Raw genomic sequence first — 14,543 nt, 5'->3', positions numbered from 1 at the left:
ATCGCTGGTCAGCTCCACAGCGGTCTCCGAGGCAGTTCTCTCCAGGCCCAGGTCGCACCGGTTCGGCGGCCGAAACCGAGCGGTCGCAAGTAGCATCACAGGGTGCGATCGATCCGCAAATAGACTGGGGCAGTTCGACATTCGACCCGTTTCTCTGCATTGCGACGAACAGCAAACCCGCAGTCGAGCGGCGTTTCGATACGACGAAGCCACTGAAACCACGCCTCCAACGTTCCTGGTCGCCGATCCATTCGGATCTACAGAACGTCGACGGGACGTCGCGGAATCACTGGCCTTGTGGGCATGTTTCGAGAGGCAGCGCGGACTACGGCCTCGATGCGATGTACGATCTCGCCGATCCCGACACGATCAGCGCAGAACTGTTGCAGCGCACCCGAACTTCCTCCCGACCGTTGTCATACGGGGCGCCTCGGCCGCCTGCCGGCGACAGCGGACACTTCATGCAAGGCAGCGACCGGCCGCTCGGTGGTGATCGACCGTTTCACGAAGTGCAGCAACGACTCACGAAGGCGTACGACGACCATCGACGCGATCTTCACCGCCTGCCCGTTGACAGGTGCAGGCCACCGCCACCGATCGGGTCTGTCCGAATAACAGCGCTGTCGCACATTCGGCTCTGGCCCAATTCCGGTGGTGACGTCGCGGTCGGGCATCATTTTGCGTTGCGGGTGCTGCTGGGAATCCTCTTCCACAGGGCTGATTCCCGAGGTGGTCAGTGTCGACCACTTCGCGCTGCTGCGTCGGCACCGGTATGCCACGGTCGTGATCGACCCGGTTTCTCACGACCGGATCGATGTCCTGCCCGACCGCAAAGCCGACACCCTGGCCGCCTGGCTGACCGATCATCCAGATGACGGTGGTGGTCAGCACCGACAAGATCGTGAACACGGAGAACCCGATCAGTGGTCGGTACGGGTTGATGCTCATCGGTTCATCGGCCTTCCACGGTCCGAGGGTGTGCGCGTGAATTTCGCGTCTGGGCAGCGGAATCGGTCGCGCCGGGACCCGGGTGCCGCCGAAACGCGGCGGTGTCGGCGGCACGGGGCGATTCGACGGCGCGGTCAGTTGGTGTGGGTCAGCTGACCGGCCACCTGCGCGGTGGTGACGCCCTGGCCCGGCAGGCAGTTGAGCGGATTTGTCACGAACGCGATTGCGCCCTTCACCGCGGAGCCGACCGGTGTCGTGGGCTCGGTGGTGGTGAACTGCGTCGAGCCGTTGCTCACGCCGTCGACGACCTGGCCGGTCAAGTCCAGTCCGATGGGCGTGCCGGTTGCGCTGAACTTGACCACGGTGGTGTTGCCGTCACTCCACTTGTTGATGGAATAGCCGTTGACTGTGTTGCTTTCGCAGCTTCCGGTGCCGTTGGGGACCGGCGCGCCGTCGAGTCCGGCGATGAGCTGCCCACTCGGCGGTGTATTCGGCGAGGCGCCGGCGCAATGGGACAGGGTGCCGTCGAATGTGACCGTGAACGACTGCGAGGCGGTGGTCAGTCCGGGTGAGATGTTCGCGGTCGCGTTCAGGGTGCAGGTGCCGGACTCGGTGGCGGCATTGGCGGCGGTCGTCAGCGGAGGGCAGATCACCGCACTCACGGCGGCGGTGGCGATGAGCCCGACAGACAGCATTGTCTTCATGGAGATCCTCTGATCGTGAAAAGGCGGTACGGCGGATTCGAGTGAGCTGTCGGCGCCCGTCGCGGGCTCCGATTCGCTCATATCGTCAGTGAACTCGACGTGACACCCGTGACCCGGATATTGAAGGAAACCTCTCCAGAGACCTGGAAACGCCTTGGATTTCGGCTCATCTTGTCTAGATTGTAATTACGGTCCGCACAACCGGACAGGACGATCATGGTGTCGGCCATGCCGGGCACCGGGATGGAGTGAGGGTGTCCGAGCAGCGAGACACGAGCGTCGACGAGGTCGACGTCATGCTGCTCGACGCGCTGCACGCGAATCCCCGGGCCCGGTTCGAACGGCTCGGACCGGCGCTGGGGATTTCGGCGGTGACCGCCGCGCGCCGCTGGCAACGGCTCGCCGACTCGGGCCGGGCGTGGGTCTCCTCAGTGCCCGGCCCTCATCTGGCATTGGTCGCGGCCGTGTTCGAGGTTCGCGCGCAGCCCGGCCACGCCGTCGAGGTGGCCGACGCCTTGTGTGCGGTCCCGCAAGTCGCCAGCGTCTACGCCACCGATGGAAGCTTCGATCTACATGCTCTGGTCTTCGCCGACGACATGGTCGCGCTGGGTGAACTGCTCCTCGAACGGCTTCCGGGGCTACCCGGAATCGCGATGACCCGGGCCAGCGTCGGCCTCACGTGGTACAGCGGGGTCCACTGGCAGCTCGGCGCGATGGACGCCGCGCAGAAGCAGTCGGTGACCGAGCGGGACGACCAGGATCGGCGACGTACCATTCGCAATCGCACGTTCGATCCCGCCGAACGAGCACTGTTCCTCGCGCTGCAGCGTGACGGCCGTGCCCGCTACCGAATGCTCGCCCAGGAGATCGGCATGACGGAAAATCTGGTGCGGCGCCGCCTGGAATCGATGGTCAGGCGCGGAATTCTTTCGTTCCGAACGGATTTCGCCCGCCGTGAGGGCGGCTGGGCGGCCGCCTACGTCTTCTGGCTGTCGTGCCCGCACCATCAACTCGGCGAGATCGGCGAGGAGATCGGCGGATGGCCGCAGATCCGCATCTGCATGTCGACCGTGGGACCGGCGAATCTGATGGTCATGTCGCAGGTTCACCGGCTCGCCGATGTGGGTGACATCCTCGAACGCTTCCGGTGCCTGACACCGCAGGTCGCGGTTGTCGACCAGCGGCTGGTGCTGCGCGCGCACAAGTCGTGGGGGCGGCTGCTCGGCCCGGATGGACGCGCCGTCGACCTGGTCCCGGTAGACCCCTGGCATCCCATATCCGCACTGGAGGGTGACCAGCCGATCCCCGCGAGCGAGGGGCGGCCAGGACTCGGGTACTGGTCGACCTCGTGATCGACGGGTTACGGCATCGCGCGAGCCGGTTCGCGCAGCGTGGAAACCAGCGCGGAGATCGCCTGTTCGTATCGGCGATCGGTGAGTAGTTCGCCATCGGTGTTCGACGAACGGGACGGGTCGGCGGTGACCGCGACGACTGTCCCGAGTTCCGGCAGTACCGTCAGGTAGTTACCGGCGAAGCCCACCGCGGAGTAGACGTGCCCGCCGATGCCGGAACCACCGTCATTGTGCGGGCCGTTGACCCACCAGCAGTAGCCGTACATCCCGAAAAGCCCCGGCGGGAACGTAGTTCGCGCGATCGGTCCGGTGCTGCGGTCCAGCCATTCCCGCGATATCAACTGCACACCGTTGGGCCCTCCATGGTCGAGGTACAGGGCGCCGAACGAGGCGAGATCTCGCGCCGAGAGGGCGAAGGCGTAATTGGGGTAGCGCAGATTCCCGCCGATCGGATCGTCTCGGTACTCGTAGCGGGCGTGTTCGTAGATGTCCCAGTCGCGCAACCCGAGCGGCAAGGCGATCTCGCGGTCGAACGCCACACCTACGCTCCGATGGGTGAGTCGTTCGTAGATGTTGCCGAGGACGTTGAAATCCCAGTTGTTGTAATGCCAATGCGTGCCCGGCGCATGGGATTCCCGAGGCGGCCACTCGAACCCGTCGATCCGGGCGGCGGGCGGGAGGTAGACGCCCGACCGTGCGGTGAGCAGGTCCTCGATGGTCGCGCGCTTCTCGCGCTCGGTCAGCGGGGGTGTGTCATCGATTCCGATCGCTTCGATCATCGTGTCCAGTTGGAAGATTCCACGGTCGTAGGCACGCCCGAACAGCGCGCTGATCAACGACTTCCGGATCGAATGGACTTCGACGGGGCTACTCGTGTCGCCGATCGAGAACATCTCACGGCCACCGGAATACACCACGGCGGCGGTGATCGGCGAACCGCGGAGCGCTGCCTCGAGGTCCGCGAATCCTGCTTCCGGCTTCATGATTCCTCGGATCAGGGGCGTTCGTAAGTGCCGATGAGCATTCCGCGGGCGATCACGTGTCCGTCGATAGCGGTCATCGTGTCGGCGAGCGTGGAGTTCTCGTCGAGTCCGCTCACCTTGTCGAGGGCGAATAGTTGGAAGACATAGCGGTGCGCGCCGTGTCCGGATATCGGGCGTGGCCCGGCGTACCCGCGGCGCTTGAAGGCTCCGACACCGAACCGAATCCGGCTGTCAATCGTGGGCATGACGTCCGAGTTCGCACCCAAATTCAGTGCGCCCTCGGGGATTCCGGATGTCGTTGCGCTGATGCCGCTGAACAATCCGTGGACGATGGGTCGCGGTAGTGGTACATCGGGGTCTTCTATGACGAGGACGAGTTCGACCGTGCCGACGGGTACGCCCGAGAACCTCAAGTCGGGCGAAATATCGTCGCCCACACCGTTTCCGGCGAATCGCCGCGGCATGGGGCCGCCGTCGGCGAACGCGTCGCTGGAAATCGTGATGGAGTCCGGTGCCGACGCGGTCGCCGGGTTGCACCAGGCGATGCTGTCGATGCCGGCCCGGATCGAGCGGATGAGTCGGCCGATCAGGCGAACAGCCATGACGTCGTCTCCTTGCGGGTCGAGGATGCCGGGTGGGCGTGTGGTCGCTGAGTGGCGGTCATGCCGCGGATCCGCTGTCGACGGGAACGGCGCCAGAGCGGAGCACCTCGAGCAGTTCGATCGGCAGGTATCCCTGTTCGGCCAGGCGGGCGAGTACGCCTCCGCTGGCGAGGATTTCCAGGATCAGCGGCGGCAGCGGGGCCGTCTGCCCGGTGACGCCGGTCGTGTCGTTGGAGTACGTGCCCTCGGCGATGTCGAAGGTGCCCTGCTGGCCGTCGGCGAACAGGTCGGTGACGCCGGGCACGGCCAGTGCGGGCAGGCCGGCGTTGACCGCGTTGCGGAAGAACAGCGAATTGAAGTCCTCGGCGATGAGCGCGGCCACGCCGAGGTGACGGAACAGCGCGGCCACCGGCCGGGACGAGCCGACACCGAAGTTGTGGCCGGCGACGACGATGTCACCGGGCTGCACGAGATCGGTCCAGCCCGGCCGGATTTGGTAGAAGACGTGCCTGGCGGCCTCGGGGACGTCGAGTTTCATGGCGAAGGCCGGGTACATGGCGTCGGTGTCGACGGAATCGCCGAAGACCCAGACTTTTCCGGTGATGGTGGTGTTCATGCGGTGACGCTCCGGGGGTCGGTGATGTAGCCGGTGATGGCGGAGGCGGCGACGGTGGCGGGGGAGGCCATGTAGATCTCGGCGTCGGTGCTGCCCATGCGGCCGGTGAAGTTGCGGGTGCTCGAGGTCAGGCAGACTTCGCCGGAGCCGATCACACCCATGTGGTAGCCGAAGCAGGCCCCGCAGGTCGAATTGGTCACCACCGCACCGGCATCGGCGAGGACCTGCAGGTAGCCCAGTCGCATGGCGTCGCGGTAGACCGCCTGCGAGGCGGGGGTGATCAGCAGGCGCGTGCCCAGGGCAACGGTCTTGCCGCGCAGAATGTCGGCGGCGATGCGCAGGTCCTCGAGCTGGCCGTTGGCGCAGGAACCGATGAACGCCTGATCCACCTTGCGCGGTTCGACCTGCGAGACGGGAATACCGTTGTGGCTCACGGTTCCCGGGCGGGCGACGTAGGGTTCGAGCGCGGACAGGTCGATCGTGCGCACGTCGAAGTATTCGGCGTCGGCGTCTGCCTCGGCCGGTTCGTAGTCGTGCACACCGCGTTCGGCGAGGAAGTCCGCCAGCAGCTGGTCCACGCCGAAGGTGGCGAAGTCGGCGGAGATCTCCGCGGCCTGGGTGGCGATGGTGCGCCGATCGTTGAGCGGCACACTGGCCAGGCCCGGACCGCCGAACTCCAGGTTCTGGTTGGTGGCGTCGCCGTAGGTGTCGGCGATGGAGAGGAATATATCCTTGCCGCTGATCTCCGGCGGCAGCGTTCCGGTGAGTTCATAACGCACGGTCGGCGCGACCTGGTACCAGGTGGAGCCGGTGCACAGGATCGAGTACACCTCGGCGGGTCCCATACCGCGGGCCGCGGTGTTGTAGGCGCCGCCCGCGCAGGTGTGGAAATCGGTGCAGGCCAGTACTTCTCCGGGCCGCGCGAGCCCGTTTTCGGCGATCACCTGGTGGCAGATGCCGTGGCGGCCGACGTCGAAGAACTTCTCGATACCGAAGTCGGAGACGAACTTTCGGGCCTTCGGACCGCCCTCCGCGTCTTTGAGCGACGGGGCGGGGACCGCATGGTCCATGATGACGGCGACCTTGTCCGGATCATGGATGCGGCTCGGCGGAATCCAGAGCGTCGCGAACTGCAGGTCGATCATGACGCACATGTCGACCTCGACGGTGACGATGTCGCCGGGTTTCACCCGTTCGACACCCGCCTTGCAGGCGAGCAGGTTCTCGATCATGGTCATGCCCATGAGTTTTCAGGCTCCTTCGGTACGGTAGCGCTCGCCGAGTGTCGACCATTCGGCCAGACCGACGAGGTTGAAGAATTCGACCGGCTTGGACGGCAGGAGTAGCGCCGGGTCGCGCCCGGCCAGCTCGGCGAGGCTGGTCAGCATGGCGTAGGCGGCCGCGCCCAGCGACAGTGAGGGCTGGATGGCGATGGAATAGCCCAGCTCCCGCAGCCGGGTCGTGGATTCCAGTGGAGTCAGCCCGCCGATGACGAGGTTGATCAGCAAGGGCGCCTTGACTTCCCGGGCAATGCGTTCGATCTCCGCGGACCCCTGCGGGGCCTCGACGAAGATCACATCCGCACCGGCCAGAGCGTAGGCATTGGCGCGCTCGATGGCGGCACCGATGCCGAGTGGGCCACGCGCGTCGGTGCGGGCGATGATCACCAGATCCTCGTCGGTGCGCGCGTGCAGGGCCGCGGTGAGCTTGCTGACGAACTCCTCGGTGGCGATGAGCTCCTTGTCGGGCAGGTGACCGCACTTCTTGGGAAAGGCCTGGTCCTCCAGCTGAATCGCCGCCACGCCGGCGGCCTCGTACTCCCGTACGGTGCGAATCACGTTCAGCGGCGCGCCGTATCCGGTGTCGGCGTCGGCGATCAATGGGATGTCGCCGAGCACGCCGACGAACATCCGCGCCCGTTCGACCATCTCGGTCTGGGTGAGCAATCCGATATCGGGCAGCCCGAAGCCCGAGGCCGCCACGCCCGCGCCGGTCATGTAGGCCGCGGCGAATTCCAGCCGCCGCACCAGCGAGGCCGACAGGCCGTCGAAGACTCCCGGTGCGACCACCACGTCCGGGCCGCTGAGAGCCGTCCGGAGTGCGACGCGGGCGTCATGTGCTGTCATCGATTGCGCTCCATTTCGTCCAAGGCTCCGGCCACCGGGGCCGCGAGCAGTTCGGTCAGTTCGCCCAGATCGGCGACGTGCTCGAGGCCGAGCACGACCTGCTGGATGGCGTCCAGGCGAGAGGTCTCCATCAGCGGTCCGACCAAGGATCGGTATTTGGCGACGATGTCGTCGTTGGTGACAGGATCGTCGGGTCCGCCGTGTGGTTGCGTGATCCGCTTGCTCAGCACTGTGCCGTCGTCGAGCGTGACGGTCAGATCAGTGGCAAAGCGTTCCCGCAGCGGGCCGTTCTGGATGGCCTCGTCGAGTTTCACCTCGACCTTGCCGATCAACTCCCACACGTCGTCGGCGTCGAGGCGGGCTTCGGTGAACTGCGGCGGCAGCACCCGCCCATCGAGGAAGGCCACCGCCGCGGCATAGCCCAGATTCATCTGAGCGCCGATGCTGGTGAGCGGCCGCTCCGGCTCCCACCAGCCGTGGTGATACACCGTGTGCCCGACGCGGATCTCGAGGTGGGCGATCCTGCTCGGGTCCAGCTCGTGTTCGGCGCGCAACTCCAGCGCGACCTGGATGGTGCCATGCAGACCGCCTTGGGCCGCATAGGATTTCACCATGATGTACTCGGTGTGCCAGCCCTGGCCCAAGCCCGCGATCACCTGCGCGGGATCGGGATCGTGGCCCTCGCCGAACACCGACAGGAAGCCGCCGTACGGCCGGTCGAACACCTGCTTGATACCGGTGTAGCCGCCGGCGGCCAAACCCGCGGCGTAGTAACCGTTTCGGGCGGCGAACCCGTGTTGCATGCGCTTGGACATGGCCTCGTACTGCGCGGCCATCAGACCGCCGGACTGCGTCCCGGCCATGCCGAGTGCATCCTCCAACTCCCCCGCATTCAAGTTGCGCAACTTTCCAGCGACCATGGCTGCGGTGTGGGTACCGAATACCGGTCCGCTGTGCCAGCCGCGCGAGAGCATCTGCGACCCGTGCAGCGCCAAACCGACTCGCGGTCCGACCTCGAAGCCCGCGACAGCCGCGGTCAATGCCTGTGCGCCGGACGCGCCGCCGAGGTGCCGCGCGGTCGCCAGCAGCGTTGGCACGATCAGCGAATTGCTGTGCAGCGGCGCCAGCGGATGGAAGTCGTCGATCTCGAAGCCTTGGATGAAGGTGCTGTTGATCAGCACCGACGCCGGATCGGAGGTGGTGGCGCCCGTACCGATCACGACAGCGTCACCCAGTCCCTCCAATGCGAGGACCGCCTTGGTGGCCACCCGCGACCACGGCAGCTGCGCACCGACCAGACCAGCCGCGACGCCATCGAGGAGAAGGTGCTTGGCGCGCAATCGGATCGGCTCGGGAATCGCATCGAGGGTCAGCTGTGCGACCCACTGTGCCAGCGGAACGGTAACCCCAGAACTAGTCGATTCGCTCATGCCATCAGTCAACGGCCCGCAATCCACGCATTCGCGAAATCACTGGAAAGTCCCACTGATTTCCAGCCTCGAGCCGGATATCACCATCTCAACGCGCCTCAATGAGGGAATTCTGCACATCGAGCGTATTTGGCGCAGCGAATGCATCAGGCGTGAACAGGCTCGCCCCCCTCGACACCGGAAATGACGAAGCCCGGTCTGTAGGCGATGGCTCGTTGAGTGGCCTCGGCCAACTTCGCCAGAGCAACCCCACCACGCCCACGAGGACTCGCTGATCAACGATCACTACTCCAACCGCCGTAGAGGTTGCGCCGCTCGTAGTATTCATCGTCGACAGTGTCAACTTCGGTTGAACCGTGGATCTGGCACACACTTCGTGATTGACCGGGTCGGGATGCGAAGGGGTGGTTGATAGTTCATCATGTCGTGGGTGTTCTGATCTTGGAGCGATGCGGGTCCTGTTCCCGCATCTGGACGGTTTGCGGATCGAGGAGATCCGCGCGGCGGGTTCGACGGTGAGGATCGAGGCGGCTACCGGTGAGAATCCGGTCGCGTGTTCGGGCTGCGGGACGGTGTCGGAGCGGGTCCACAGTCGTCACCGGCGGCGGTTGTCCGATACCTCGATCACCGGTCGTGAGGTCGTGATCGGGTTGCAGGTCCGCCGACTGTTCTGTGTCAATTCCGAGTGCGGCAAAAGGACTTTCACCGAGCAGGTTCCGCAGCTCGCGGCCCGGCACGCCCGTCGAACACTGAGCTTGCAGCACATGTTGGGCGCAGTCGCGCTGGCCCTGGGTGGCCGAGCGGGAGCGCGATTGACCCGGCAGCTGGCCGCCACGGTGAGCCGGATGACGCTCCTGCGTCAGATCCGGGCACTACCCGATCCACAGAATCTGGTCCCGCGGGTGCTGGGGGTGGACGACTTCGCGCTGCGCCGCGGCCACAACTACGGGACGATCCTGATCGACATGCAGACCCGCCGCCCGATCGAGGTCCTCGCCGACCGGACCGCGGACACCCTCACGGCATGGTTGCGGGCTCACCCGGGCGTGGAGATCGTCTGCCGCGACCGCGCCGGCGCTTACGCCGAAGGCACCACGGCGGGAGCACCAGATGCGGTGCAGGTCGCCGATCGCTGGCATCTCTGGCACAACCTCGGCGAGGCGGTCGAACGCACCGTGGCACGGCACCGCGCCAGCCTGTCCGCCGCGACCACCGAACCCGAACCACCACAGCGGCCCGACATCACCGAGATCGCCGCCGAAATACATTGCGGGCCAGTCGCACCCGGTCAACGCCAGGATCGTACTGCGGTGCGGACGCGCCAGCGCTGGACCGAGGTCCATGCGCTGCTGGCCGACGGGGCGAGCATCCTTGCGATCGGCCGCACGCTCGGGCTGGCACGCGGCACCACCCGCCGCTTCGCCCGCGCCGCCTCGGCCGAGGAACTACTGGTCAACAACCGCACCGGATACCGCGTCGGCATTCTCGAGCCCTACAAACCCGACCTGCATCGGCGATGGAACGAGGGCTGCACCAATGCGACCCAGTTGTTCGAGGAGATCAAGGCCCGCGGCTATCGGGGCAGCGAGAAGTTGGTGCGCAACTACCTGCAGCCTTTCCGCGCCCACACACACGTCCCGGTCGCGCAACCCAAACCGCCGACCGTCCGCAAGGTCGTCGCCTGGATCATGACCAACCCCGACACCCTCGCAACCGAACATCGGGCCAGTCTCGATTCGATCCTCACAGCCAGTCCCGACCTCGCCGCGTTGACCGGGCACGTCCGCGAGTTCGCCGAGATCACGGGCCAGCGCCGCGGTCGAGACCTCGAACAGTGGATGACCAGCGTCGACGCCGACGACCAACCCGCGCTGGCTTCGTTCATACGCGGTCTGCGCCGCGATCAGGACGCGGTCACCGCCGGCCTGACCCTGCCCTGGAGCAGCGGCCCGGTCGAAGGCCACGTCAACCGCATCAAAATGCTCAAACGCCAGATGTTCGGTCGCGCGAAGACCGACCTCCTGCGCAAGCGAATCCTGTTGAGCGAGTGAACAACCCCACCGGCCGAATCACCAAATTTGTGCCAGATCCAGTCTTCAGGCGGAAGCGACAAACGTCTGCTCGGGCCTGATCTTCCCGAGCAGGTGCGCGGCCACAGCTCGCACACCTCAGCGTGGAACATCGGAAAGTTTCTCTGGCAGTCGTCATTTCGATCGGCAGCGGCAGGATTCTCAGCGCACAGCAAAGCCAGCGCGGCTTGCAGAACCAGGCACTCCCCGAGGGGGTGTTCGTGGTGAATCCCGGCCAGTTCCCGGGCGCGCTCGACGCTCAGTGAATCGAACAACTCCACTGCGCAGATCCGTTCCACAAGCCCCCCGTCTGCTGCGACGAACATGTGTGGATGGCGCTGGTGCGCGCCGTTCTCTCCGACAGTAGGCCGTGGTTCATGTAGCCCGTGCAGATGGGCGATCAGTGGCCGATTTTCTCCAAACCTATTGGTGAACAACGTTTTCAATCCCTTTCCTGCGGTGGGCCGTGGGTCGATCGACGACCATCGGGTCGTCGATCGACCCACGGTGGCTTGCGGATAGGTGTGGGCCGAGAAGGAGGCCGTAGATCTTGCAGTCGCGGCAAGACCTCCGTATCGGTGTCCGGGTTCGGCCATCGGCAGGGCTCGAGCGGGGCCGAGAGGCTCGAGAGGGGCCTGCAGATAGAGGACGGATTGTCGGTGCGCTCGCGACGGTGCCATCGACGCCCGATCCATAGGCCCACCGCGACCGCGGCCGCCAGCGACGCTAGCCAGAGCAGGCACAACATGGTTCAGCTGCCATCACTCGCCCTCCGCGCCTCCACTACTGCTTCAGCCGGCGGCATGTGAAGGTCGCGTGTTACGAGGGGCAGGCCCGTCGACGTGCTCGGCGCGGTCGATTGACATACGAAATATGCCTCTTCATCGAGAACGGACTGGAAAAGCCTGGGAAAAGCGGGGTTCGGCCGGTCAACCCCACAGATCGCCGCACGGCAGCGGCGGCAGTTCCGGACGCACATCGTCGTCCACCCGCACCACCATCCCGATGCCGCCGAACGTGCACGCCAACTCGTCCGCAACGCTCTGGGCCTGTTCTTCGCCAGCCTGGTAATCCAGCGCCAGCGCACCGGACTCGATACGGATGTGGCGGACACGCCGAGCAGAACCGACAGGACCCATGACCGATCACATCCCAGGAAGCGTTCGTCGGCCGGACTCGAACTCCGCAGCCAAACAGTCGTAACCCCGACACAATTCGAGCAGTTGGCCGGCTTCGGGGAAGTCCTCGCCGCCACCGCCGTCGATCCTGGCCATAACCGCATCCCACAAGTCCGCCATCCGCGCCGCGATCTCCCCCACGGACTGGGTGTGCACCGGCATTAGAGCCAGCCCGTCGGGCGGCGCAGCAACCGGTGGCGAGGCCGGTACCTCCGGCCGCCACTTCAACCGTTCGGCCACCGCGTCGTCGATGATGGCGACCAGCACCTCGGTATCCTGTTGTGCTGTAACCAATTCCGACGCCGCGTACCTTAGTTGCTCGAACGAGGCCGTCTTCTTGCCGAGCATCTCGAACGCCAACCGGTACTGCTCCCGACACGCCACCAAGTCGAATGCCGGCTCGAGAATGTCCGACATCCCGGCAAGCGCTTTACCAGCGAACGCGGACAACAACATACGGCTCGATGGCAAGGGTTCCATCGGCACCCACTCCGGGATCTGCACAAGCGCGTCCACATCACCAGCACTACTCAGGTGATTCCCCGGCTTGCCGTGATCAGGCGATCCGTCCATCGCGCTCACCGCGGATGACTCGCCGACGGCACCAGACGGCCGGCCTCGACCAGAACATCGAGCGCGGCCGCCTTACGCAGACACCACGCCGCACGGCAGGACGCATGAACCTGCATGACAAGGTGCGCATCCGCGACATTGAATGGCGTGTCCGGTGCCAAGTGGCTCTCCCCCTCGGTCATGACGACCGTGTGATGTGTAGCGAGGGTATGCATTGTTCGTACCTCCAGATTGGGGCAGAGCTCGGATCAAAGCAGAGGCGCCCAGCGCTGGAGCTTTCGCTATCAGCCCCAGCTCACCAGAGCCGATACACCGCCAAGAAGCTGCGGCGTTACCCAGCACCGAATACCAGAGCAGACCGTACGGCGGGTTTCACACCATGTACCGCCGCAAATAACCGAAACCACTGAAATATACGGAAACCCATATAAAGTGCAGTCAGGGGCTAAAGTCCTTGCCTGGCAATGTGTCCCGAGCGGCCACCCGATCATGCAAATGCACGTTCACTCGAAGAGCAGGGGCAGCAGCATGCACATGACAACCGGCGAGGTCATCCGCCGGATTCGCAAATCACTCGGCATGACACAGTCCGAACTGGGCACGATCCTCGGCTACACCCAACCCGTAATTTCACAGCTCGAACACGATGGTGCCGCGATTCACGATGTCCGAGTCCTGCGTCGAATCGCCAAGGCATTGCACGTTCCGCTTGCCATACTGGTAGTGGAGTCGGACGAGGAGGCGGACGTGAAACGACGCGAATTCTTCAGAACTGGCGCTCTCGGCGCCGGCAGTCTAGCCGCAGCAGCGGCAGGCGCGTCATCGCCCAGCCCTATCTCCACCACAGCATCAACGATCAAGGTCGGCGCGACCGATGTCGCGGCCATCGCCGACAGCGTTAACCAGATCCACGACCTGGATCTAGTGATCGGTGGAGATCGCCTGCGCGGAGTAGCAGCCGGACAGGTTCGCTACGCACAACATCTCCTGAACGCAGGCAGCTACAGCGACAATGTTGGGCGAGATCTCGCCAGCGCCACAGCAGAGATAATGACCGCGGCGGGTTGGGTGCACTACGACTCCGGCTATCCGGATTATGCTGGCCGCTACTACGCGGAGGCAGCCCAGACCGCGACCGCCGCCGACAACGGTATCGCTGCTGCGCACGCCCTCGGCAACGCTAGCCATCTGATGGTCAATCGGTTCGGGTCGAACACGACCGGAGACCAGCTGGCTGTTCAGTACGCCCAAGCCGCCTCACGAGCGGCACTGCCTCGCGGCGGTCCGAAATTGCGGGCGCTCATGGCGCTGCGCGAGGCCGAAGCGAACGGTGCACGTGGCGATGCGGGAGACACGATCAACGCGATCTCGCGAGCATTTCGCGCCTACGACTCCGAACGAGGATACGATCCAGACTGGGTTTACCTGCCTGAAGCCGAGATCAGTGGCGTATCAGGCAAAGCCCACATGCGGCTCGGCGACCATGTAGCAGCAACCCATCACCTCGAAAATGCGATACGCAGTTCAGCGGCATGGCCGCGGGAGCGCGCGTCATGGCAACTGCACTTGGCGCACAACTTGATCCAAAGCGGCGATGCTGCGCGGGCTTGCTCACTTCTTACGCAGACTCACCGCGACCCGGGTGGTGCGCCCGGGCGGGCCGGGTCCTCTGCTTTCTCTACCATCAGAGAGCTAGCATCGGCCCGATTGCAGCACCGCCTGAACGATATTGCTACTTCGGCGCGACCGTATGCGAAGGTGCCGGAAGTGCGGGAATTCTTGGGATTGATGGCCAACCACTAGCCGGAGTGTGCAGCCAGGGATCCCCCGGGGACCTTGGCTGCTTTCCCGTCACCTTGCCGGCCGGCACGAGCCGCACAGAGTCCACGCCCAACTTCACACACCGACAGCCCCGTTACTTCCAGTTTCAGCAGAATCGCTACGCGACACGTCGTTAATTAA

The 14,543-nt window shown here is 65.1% G+C and carries 14 protein-coding genes; 3 read left to right on the top strand and 11 right to left on the bottom strand.

Going from position 1 to position 14,543, the window contains the following annotated elements:
• Window positions 1–522: 522 nt before the first annotated feature.
• Both NV1_RS46920 and NV1_RS27040 read right to left on the bottom strand, forming a co-directional pair.
• Window positions 523–948: a hypothetical protein gene (locus NV1_RS46920; RefSeq protein ID WP_157117390.1), complete on the bottom strand. Its 426-nt coding sequence runs from the start codon at window positions 946–948 to the stop codon at window positions 523–525.
• Window positions 949–1,082: 134 nt separating this feature from the next.
• Complete coding sequence (locus NV1_RS27040; protein ID WP_157117389.1) at window positions 1,083–1,652, bottom strand: hypothetical protein; 570 nt, start codon at window positions 1,650–1,652, stop codon at window positions 1,083–1,085.
• 254 nt (window positions 1,653–1,906) lie between these two features.
• Between NV1_RS27040 and NV1_RS27035 the strand changes: the two genes are divergently transcribed.
• Window positions 1,907–3,004, top strand: coding sequence for an Lrp/AsnC family transcriptional regulator (locus NV1_RS27035; protein ID WP_067897234.1), 1,098 nt, complete (start codon window positions 1,907–1,909; stop codon window positions 3,002–3,004).
• 8 nt (window positions 3,005–3,012) lie between these two features.
• Here the strand turns inward: NV1_RS27035 and NV1_RS27030 are convergent, their stop codons facing one another.
• Genes NV1_RS27030 through NV1_RS27005 form a run of 6 tightly spaced genes read right to left on the bottom strand, consistent with a single transcriptional unit; the run spans window position 3,013 to window position 8,761 of the window.
• Window positions 3,013–3,987 (bottom strand): serine hydrolase domain-containing protein, encoded by a 975-nt coding sequence (locus NV1_RS27030; protein WP_067897231.1) that lies wholly within the window; start codon window positions 3,985–3,987, stop codon window positions 3,013–3,015.
• Window positions 3,988–3,998: 11 nt separating this feature from the next.
• Window positions 3,999–4,589: a YbhB/YbcL family Raf kinase inhibitor-like protein gene (locus NV1_RS27025; RefSeq protein ID WP_067897228.1), complete on the bottom strand. Its 591-nt coding sequence runs from the start codon at window positions 4,587–4,589 to the stop codon at window positions 3,999–4,001.
• Window positions 4,590–4,647: 58 nt separating this feature from the next.
• Window positions 4,648–5,193 carry a LeuD/DmdB family oxidoreductase small subunit gene (locus NV1_RS27020; protein ID WP_174557488.1) on the bottom strand — a complete coding sequence of 182 codons (546 nt, stop codon included), beginning with the start codon at window positions 5,191–5,193 and terminating at the stop codon, window positions 4,648–4,650.
• Between the two features lie 8 nt (window positions 5,194–5,201).
• Window positions 5,202–6,449, bottom strand: a complete 1,248-nt coding sequence (locus NV1_RS27015; protein WP_067897223.1) for a 3-isopropylmalate dehydratase large subunit — start codon at window positions 6,447–6,449, stop codon at window positions 5,202–5,204.
• Window positions 6,450–6,455: 6 nt separating this feature from the next.
• Window positions 6,456–7,331 (bottom strand): isocitrate lyase/PEP mutase family protein, encoded by an 876-nt coding sequence (locus NV1_RS27010; protein WP_067897220.1) that lies wholly within the window; start codon window positions 7,329–7,331, stop codon window positions 6,456–6,458.
• Window positions 7,328–8,761: an MmgE/PrpD family protein gene (locus tag NV1_RS27005; RefSeq protein ID WP_067897217.1), complete on the bottom strand. Its 1,434-nt coding sequence runs from the start codon at window positions 8,759–8,761 to the stop codon at window positions 7,328–7,330. The genes NV1_RS27010 and NV1_RS27005 overlap by 4 nt, the downstream gene beginning before the upstream one ends.
• A gap of 449 nt (window positions 8,762–9,210) precedes the next feature.
• On the opposite strand from NV1_RS27005, the gene NV1_RS27000 reads away from it, so the two are divergent.
• On the top strand, window positions 9,211–10,812 hold the full coding sequence (locus tag NV1_RS27000) for an ISL3 family transposase (RefSeq protein ID WP_067897214.1): 1,602 nt from the start codon (window positions 9,211–9,213) through the stop codon (window positions 10,810–10,812).
• A gap of 947 nt (window positions 10,813–11,759) precedes the next feature.
• Here the strand turns inward: NV1_RS27000 and NV1_RS26995 are convergent.
• Genes NV1_RS26995 through NV1_RS43845 form a run of 3 tightly spaced genes read right to left on the bottom strand, consistent with a single transcriptional unit; the run spans window position 11,760 to window position 12,763 of the window.
• Window positions 11,760–11,969: a hypothetical protein gene (locus tag NV1_RS26995; RefSeq protein ID WP_067897211.1), complete on the bottom strand. Its 210-nt coding sequence runs from the start codon at window positions 11,967–11,969 to the stop codon at window positions 11,760–11,762.
• A gap of 6 nt (window positions 11,970–11,975) precedes the next feature.
• Window positions 11,976–12,581: a hypothetical protein gene (locus tag NV1_RS26990; protein ID WP_157117388.1), complete on the bottom strand. Its 606-nt coding sequence runs from the start codon at window positions 12,579–12,581 to the stop codon at window positions 11,976–11,978.
• A 5-nt stretch (window positions 12,582–12,586) separates the two neighbouring features.
• Window positions 12,587–12,763 carry a hypothetical protein gene (locus NV1_RS43845; protein ID WP_157117387.1) on the bottom strand — a complete coding sequence of 59 codons (177 nt, stop codon included), beginning with the start codon at window positions 12,761–12,763 and terminating at the stop codon, window positions 12,587–12,589.
• 352 nt (window positions 12,764–13,115) lie between these two features.
• Here NV1_RS43845 and NV1_RS26985 point away from each other — a divergent pair, with 352 nt between their 5' ends.
• The gene (locus NV1_RS26985) at window positions 13,116–14,384 is read left to right on the top strand and encodes a helix-turn-helix domain-containing protein (protein WP_169813403.1); all 1,269 of its coding nucleotides are present in this window, start codon (window positions 13,116–13,118) and stop codon (window positions 14,382–14,384) included.
• Window positions 14,385–14,543 lie beyond the last annotated feature (159 nt).

Source organism: Nocardia vaccinii NBRC 15922, from assembly GCF_001613305.1.
GTDB classification, from domain to species: domain Bacteria; phylum Actinomycetota; class Actinomycetes; order Mycobacteriales; family Mycobacteriaceae; genus Nocardia; species Nocardia vaccinii.
This window is presented reverse-complemented; position numbering and strand designations above follow the sequence as displayed.

Bases quoted from the DNA above. Each gene is read 5' to 3' on its own strand.
- NV1_RS46920 (WP_157117390.1), bottom strand. From the start codon at position 948: ATGAGCATCAACCCGTACCGACCACTGATCGGGTTCTCCGTGTTCACG.
- NV1_RS27040 (WP_157117389.1), bottom strand. From the start codon at position 1,652: ATGAAGACAATGCTGTCTGTCGGGCTCATCGCCACCGCCGCCGTGAGT.
- NV1_RS27030 (WP_067897231.1), bottom strand. From the start codon at position 3,987: ATGAAGCCGGAAGCAGGATTCGCGGACCTCGAGGCAGCGCTCCGCGGT.
- NV1_RS27025 (WP_067897228.1), bottom strand. From the start codon at position 4,589: ATGGCTGTTCGCCTGATCGGCCGACTCATCCGCTCGATCCGGGCCGGC.
- NV1_RS27015 (WP_067897223.1), bottom strand. From the start codon at position 6,449: ATGGGCATGACCATGATCGAGAACCTGCTCGCCTGCAAGGCGGGTGTC.
- NV1_RS27010 (WP_067897220.1), bottom strand. From the start codon at position 7,331: ATGACAGCACATGACGCCCGCGTCGCACTCCGGACGGCTCTCAGCGGC.
- NV1_RS27005 (WP_067897217.1), bottom strand. From the start codon at position 8,761: ATGAGCGAATCGACTAGTTCTGGGGTTACCGTTCCGCTGGCACAGTGG.
- NV1_RS27000 (WP_067897214.1), top strand. From the start codon at position 9,211: ATGCGGGTCCTGTTCCCGCATCTGGACGGTTTGCGGATCGAGGAGATC.
- NV1_RS26995 (WP_067897211.1), bottom strand. From the start codon at position 11,969: ATGGGTCCTGTCGGTTCTGCTCGGCGTGTCCGCCACATCCGTATCGAG.
- NV1_RS26990 (WP_157117388.1), bottom strand. From the start codon at position 12,581: ATGGACGGATCGCCTGATCACGGCAAGCCGGGGAATCACCTGAGTAGT.
- NV1_RS43845 (WP_157117387.1), bottom strand. From the start codon at position 12,763: ATGACCGAGGGGGAGAGCCACTTGGCACCGGACACGCCATTCAATGTC.
- NV1_RS26985 (WP_169813403.1), top strand. From the start codon at position 13,116: ATGACAACCGGCGAGGTCATCCGCCGGATTCGCAAATCACTCGGCATG.